General features: G+C 66.8%; 5 protein-coding genes. 4 read left to right on the top strand and 1 reads right to left on the bottom strand.

Features of this window, described 5'->3' with window-relative positions; translation table 11 throughout:
* Positions 1-88 precede the first annotated feature (88 nt).
* From E6A21_RS17615 to E6A21_RS17630, 4 genes are read left to right on the top strand one after another with little or no spacing between them, the layout of a single operon-like run.
* Positions 89-1,036 carry an SDR family NAD(P)-dependent oxidoreductase gene (locus tag E6A21_RS17615; protein ID WP_246036619.1) on the top strand — a complete coding sequence of 316 codons (948 nt, stop codon included), beginning with the start codon at positions 89-91 and terminating at the stop codon, positions 1,034-1,036.
* Between the two features lie 43 nt (positions 1,037-1,079).
* Complete coding sequence (locus E6A21_RS17620; RefSeq protein ID WP_138445475.1) at positions 1,080-2,531, top strand: aldehyde dehydrogenase family protein; 1,452 nt, start codon at positions 1,080-1,082, stop codon at positions 2,529-2,531.
* Positions 2,532-2,564: 33 nt separating this feature from the next.
* On the top strand, positions 2,565-3,359 hold the full coding sequence (locus E6A21_RS17625; protein ID WP_138445476.1) for an HpcH/HpaI aldolase family protein: 795 nt from the start codon (positions 2,565-2,567) through the stop codon (positions 3,357-3,359).
* Between the two features lie 29 nt (positions 3,360-3,388).
* Positions 3,389-4,381: a ketopantoate reductase family protein gene (locus tag E6A21_RS17630; protein ID WP_138445477.1), complete on the top strand. Its 993-nt coding sequence runs from the start codon at positions 3,389-3,391 to the stop codon at positions 4,379-4,381.
* Positions 4,382-4,672: 291 nt separating this feature from the next.
* Here the strand turns inward: E6A21_RS17630 and E6A21_RS17635 are convergent.
* Positions 4,673-4,953, bottom strand: a 281-nt coding sequence (locus E6A21_RS17635; protein WP_138445478.1) for an aldehyde dehydrogenase family protein, incomplete at its 5' end; no start/stop codon positions are given.

Consider the following 4,953-nt stretch of genomic DNA (forward strand, 5'->3'; position numbering starts at 1 on the left):
AAGTCGATCCGTCCCGCGGCGGGAGCCGGCGGGCTGCGGCGCTCCGGCCGCCTGCGCCCCCGCCCCGCATCTCCGCAGGACCGGCGGCATGATTGACGATATCCCATATCGCGGGATATTGTCTATAGGAGTAAGGCGCGCCAACTGGCAGATTCTTCTGACCCGCGGTCGCCTGCAACGCCACCACAAAGCGCGACGCGAGGAATCGACGATGACGATGACACCCTTGACCCACACCCCGCAGGATTCCGGCGTCCCGGCATCGGCGCGCGACTTCAGCGTCGAGGGCCGGGTGGTCATCATCACCGGCGCCGGGCAGGGCATCGGCCGTGAGCTGGCGCGTCAGTTCGCCGCGGCCGGAGCGCTTGCCGTCGTCGCCGACCTCAATCTGGGCAAGGCCGACACTGTCGTCAAGGAGATCCAGGATGCCGGTGGGGACGCCCTGGCGGTCCGGGTGGACGTGGCCGACGAATCCTCTGTCGCGGCGATGGTCGACGCCGTGATTGAGAAGTGGGGCCGGGTCGACGTGCTGATCAACAACGCCGCGATCTTCGCAACCATTGAGAAGGGGCCCTTCGAAGAGATCCCCCTCGCACAATGGGAACAGGTGCTGAGAGTCAATGTCACGGGCACCTACCTTTGCGTCCGGGCGGTTGCTCCCCACATGCGTGCTGCGGGCTTCGGCCGCATCATCAATGTCTCGTCCGATACGGTGACGCGCGGCACGGTCAACTACCTCCACTACGTTACGTCCAAGGCCGCAGTGATCGGCATGACGAATTCTCTGGCCCGCGAGCTGGGCCACGATGGGATCACGGTCAACTGCATACGGCCTGGCATGGTCGCCACGGAAGTCGAGCGCACCGTCAACCCCACCATTGAAGGCCGTGAGCGCGCGGCGTCGCAGCAGTGCATCCCGCGTGGGATGGTGCCCACCGATCTGGTGGGCGTCATGTTCTTCCTGGCCACGCCGGCGTCGGCGTTCATCACCGGTCAGACCATCGCCTGCGATGGCGGCTACACCCACAGCAGCTGACCCAAGGACAGATAATCCGCACCCAGTCTGAGGAGACTTCCGCATGAGGCAGTACCCCCACCTCTACATTGACGGCCGGTGGACCGAGCCGATCGAGCCCCGCGAAACCGAGCTCGTCGACCCCACCCGCGAGGAGGCCTTCGCCCGAGTGGCGATGGGCGGCGCCGCGGATGCGGAGCGCGCAGTCGCCGCCGCCCGGCGCGCTTTCGAAAGCTTCTCCACCGCTTCGGTGGCCGAGCGAATCGCCTTGATCGACCGCATCATCGACGTCTATGAGTCGCATGCTGATGAGTTCTCCGAGCTGATTGCGCGCGAGGTCGGCATCCCCATCAGCAATCGCGCGCAGGTCACGGGCCCGGCTGAACACATGCGGGTGGCCCGGGACCTCCTGCGGGAGTACCCCTTCGAGTCGCGGATTGGCGGCGCTATCGTCCGTCGCGAGCCGATCGGCGTCTGCGCACTGATCTCCCCGTGGAACTGGCCCGTCCAGACTGGCGTCATCAAGCTCATCTACGGCCTGGCCGCCGGCTGCACGATCGTGGCAAAGCCCAGCCTCAACTCGGCCGCGAGCGGTGCTCTCATGGCTCAGGTCCTGCACGAGGCCGGCGTTCCGGCGGGTGTTTTCAATTTGGTGAACGGCACCGGCCGCGAGGTCGGCGACACGCTCTCGCGCCACCCTGATGTGGACTTGATCTCGTTCACGGGATCGACCGCAGCGGGCAAGCAGGTAGGTGCGGCGGCCGCAGGCACGGTCAAGCGAGTCTCCCTTGAGCTGGGTGGAAAGTCGGCGAATATCGTGCTGCCCGACGCCGATCTGGAACGAGCCGCGCGCTGGAACATCCAGCGTTGCTTCTTCAACGCCGGCCAGTCCTGCCACGCCCCCGCCCGGATGCTGGTGCACGAAAGCCAGATCGAGCAGGTCGTGCCCTTCCTCGTCGACGAGGCACGGCGTTACCGCTTGGGCGACCCGCTGGAGGGCTCGACGACCATGGGCCCCGTCGTCAGCGCTGCCCAGTTCAAGTCGATCAAGGATCTCATCCAAACCGGCATCAATGAGGGTGCCCGCCTCGTGACCGGCGGCCTCGAGCGCCCCGAAGGTCTCGACCAGGGCTATTTCATCCAGCCCACGGTGTTCACCGGGGTCACGCCGGAGATGACGATCGCCCGGGAGGAGATCTTCGGCCCCGTCCTGTCCGTCCTGTCCTACCGTGACGAGGAGCACGCCCTGCGCATCGCCAACGATTCGCCCTATGGGCTCGGGGGCTACGTCTTCGGCAGCGACCGCACGAATGCACGCCGCGTCGCGAACGGGCTGCGTGCCGGACGAGTCAGCTACAACGGCGCGCCCACGGACTCGTACACGCCCATGGGCGGCTACAAGCAGTCCGGCATCGGCCGCTCGATGGGCCGGTTCGGCCTCGAAGAATACCTCGAAATCAAATCCGTTTACGGGTTCGAGGACGAAGCCCAAGCTCTGCCGACCCTCTTCGGCTGAGACAACCCGAGCCCGTCTGGAGCCCTCCCGAACATGAACAACAACGAATCCACCCCCCTGCTGCGCAACCCCGCCAAGGAGAAGCTCTCCAGGGGCGAGCCGGTCTTCTCGATGACGGTCCGACTCGTGCGCACCGTCGACATCGCCTCGATCGCCTACACCGCCGGCTTCGACTCCATCTACATCGACATGGAGCACAGCAGCTTCCCGCTCGAGGCCGCCGGCCAGATCTGCATGGCATGCAATGCGCTCGGAGTCACCCCCCTCGTCCGCATCCCCGGCCCCGACCCCTTCTTCATCGCCAAGGTCATGGACGCGGGCGCCATGGGCATCATCGTGCCCGGAGTGCAGTCGGCCGACGAGGCACGGTCCGCGGTTAGCGCCGTCAAGCACGCGCCACTGGGCATCCGCTCCTTCTCAGGCTCCGCGCCCCAGCTGAACTATCGCTCCCTGCCGGCGGCCCAGACCATCCGCGAGCTCGACCAGGCCTCCATGGTGGTGGCGATGATCGAGTCCCGGGCCGGCCTGGAAGCAGTGGAGGACATCGCCGCAGTGGACGGCGTGGACATGCTCCTCGTGGGCGCCAGCGACCTCAGCGCCGAGCTCGGCGCAGCGGGGCAAGTAGATCACCCCGAGGTGCACAAGGCATTCCTCCAGGTCATAGACGCCTGCCGCGCCAACGGGAAGGCCGTGGGCATCGGCGGGCTCGGAGGGCGGCCCGACCTCGTGCGCCAGTACCTGGACCTCGGTGCCGGTTTCGTCTCCACCGGCAACGACATCACCTTCCTCAGCGGAGCGGCGGCGCAGAAGCGCCGGCAGTTCGACTGACCGACATCTCACAGGACAGGAAAGCGCACATGAAAATCTGCGTGTACGGCGCAGGCGCCGTCGGCGGTCACATCGCCGGACGGCTCGCCGAGGGCCAGGCCGAGGTCTCGCTGATCGCCCGTGGCGAGCAGCTGGCCGCTATCCGGCAGCACGGGCTCCGGGTGCAGACCCGGGACGGAGAGCTTCTCTCCCACCCGACCGCCACCGACAATCCGAGCGAGCTCGGACCACAGGACATCGTCATCGTTGCGGTCAAGGCCCCCGCCCTTCCGGCGATCGCGGAGAACATCGGCTCCCTGCTCCACAAGGACAGCCTGGTGCTCTTCGTCACCAACGGCATCCCGTGGTGGTACTTCCACTCCCATGGCGGGAACTTGGACGGAACGCACCTCCCACGTCTGGACCCGGGACAGGCGCTGTGGGATCACGTGGGCCCCGCGCGCGCAGTTGGCGCCGTCGCCTATACAGCCTGCAGCGTCGTCGCGCCCGGCGTCATCCGGGCCGAGAATCCCGTCAACCGTCTGATCATCGGCCGGCCGGACGGGAAGCCGGACGCGCGGCTGGAAACGTTGGCTTCGCTCCTGGGCCCGACCGGTCTGGAGGTCACGGTCACCCCGAAGATCCGCGACGCGGTCTGGGCCAAGCTGCTGATGAACCTCATCGGGGGCTCGCTGGCCGTTCTGAGCGCCTCGCCCATGAAGGACGTCCTCGACAAGCCGGCCATCGCCGGCACGGCCAAGGCCATGGCCGACGAAGGCGCAGCCATCGCCCAAGCCCTGGGCTGTGACCCGGGGAACCCCGAGGAGGGCCTGAGCAAGCTGGCGAAGTCCGGGCACCTCCAGAGCATCGCCCAGGACCTGCTGGCCGGCCGCCCCATGGAGGTCGATGCCATGTTCCGGGTCCCCCTCGACCTGGCCGAACTGGCTCAGGTGCCAACCCCCAACCTCGACCTGGTCATCCAGCTGGCCACCCAGCGTGCCCGCGCCGCAGGCCTGTATCAGGACCAGCAGCTCGTGGCGTAGAAGGACGTCCCTGCGAGTGGTGTACTCACAGAGCACCCCCGGTCTTCGGACCGGGGGTGCTCTGTCGTACGGGCGATGGGCGAAAGGAGTTGGAGGCTTGGTCTGAGTTAGTCCGGTGAAGCGCGACGTCGACGCCACCTACGGATGCGAATCCCTGCGTGATCGCGACGTTGGGTCAGGGCAGCGAAACGGCGGCGGTCCCGGCCTTTACGAGGCGGGCCGCCGCTGTTTGGCCTTCGCCCCACGTCTGGTGAAGTTGTCTACGCGGTGTTGGTAATAGGGCCGCTGTGGTCAGAGTTGGATGTAGACGCTCTTGGTGTAGAGGTAGGTGTCCATGTGGGCGGAGGTGCCCTTGGAGCCGTAGCCGCTGAGCTTGGTGCCGTTGAAGCCTACGAGGGGGTCGATGTAGCCGTAGCAGTTGACCCACATGGTGCCGGTGTGGACGCCCTGGACGACGCGCAGGGCGGTGGAGATGTTCTGGGACCAGACTGCTCCGCCGAGGCCGTAGTCGTTGTCGTTGGCGATGGCGATGGCCTCCTCGACGTCGTCGAAGGGCATGATCGACAGGACGG

It is taken from the genome of Sinomonas susongensis, assembly GCF_005877005.1.
In the GTDB taxonomy this organism is placed as follows: domain Bacteria; phylum Actinomycetota; class Actinomycetes; order Actinomycetales; family Micrococcaceae; genus Sinomonas; species Sinomonas susongensis.

Excerpts from the sequence above, each read along its gene's own strand:
- E6A21_RS17615 (WP_246036619.1), top strand. The coding sequence starts at position 89 with ATGATTGACGATATCCCATATCGCGGGATATTGTCTATAGGAGTAAGG.
- E6A21_RS17620 (WP_138445475.1), top strand. The coding sequence starts at position 1,080 with ATGAGGCAGTACCCCCACCTCTACATTGACGGCCGGTGGACCGAGCCG.
- E6A21_RS17625 (WP_138445476.1), top strand. The coding sequence starts at position 2,565 with ATGAACAACAACGAATCCACCCCCCTGCTGCGCAACCCCGCCAAGGAG.
- E6A21_RS17630 (WP_138445477.1), top strand. The coding sequence starts at position 3,389 with ATGAAAATCTGCGTGTACGGCGCAGGCGCCGTCGGCGGTCACATCGCC.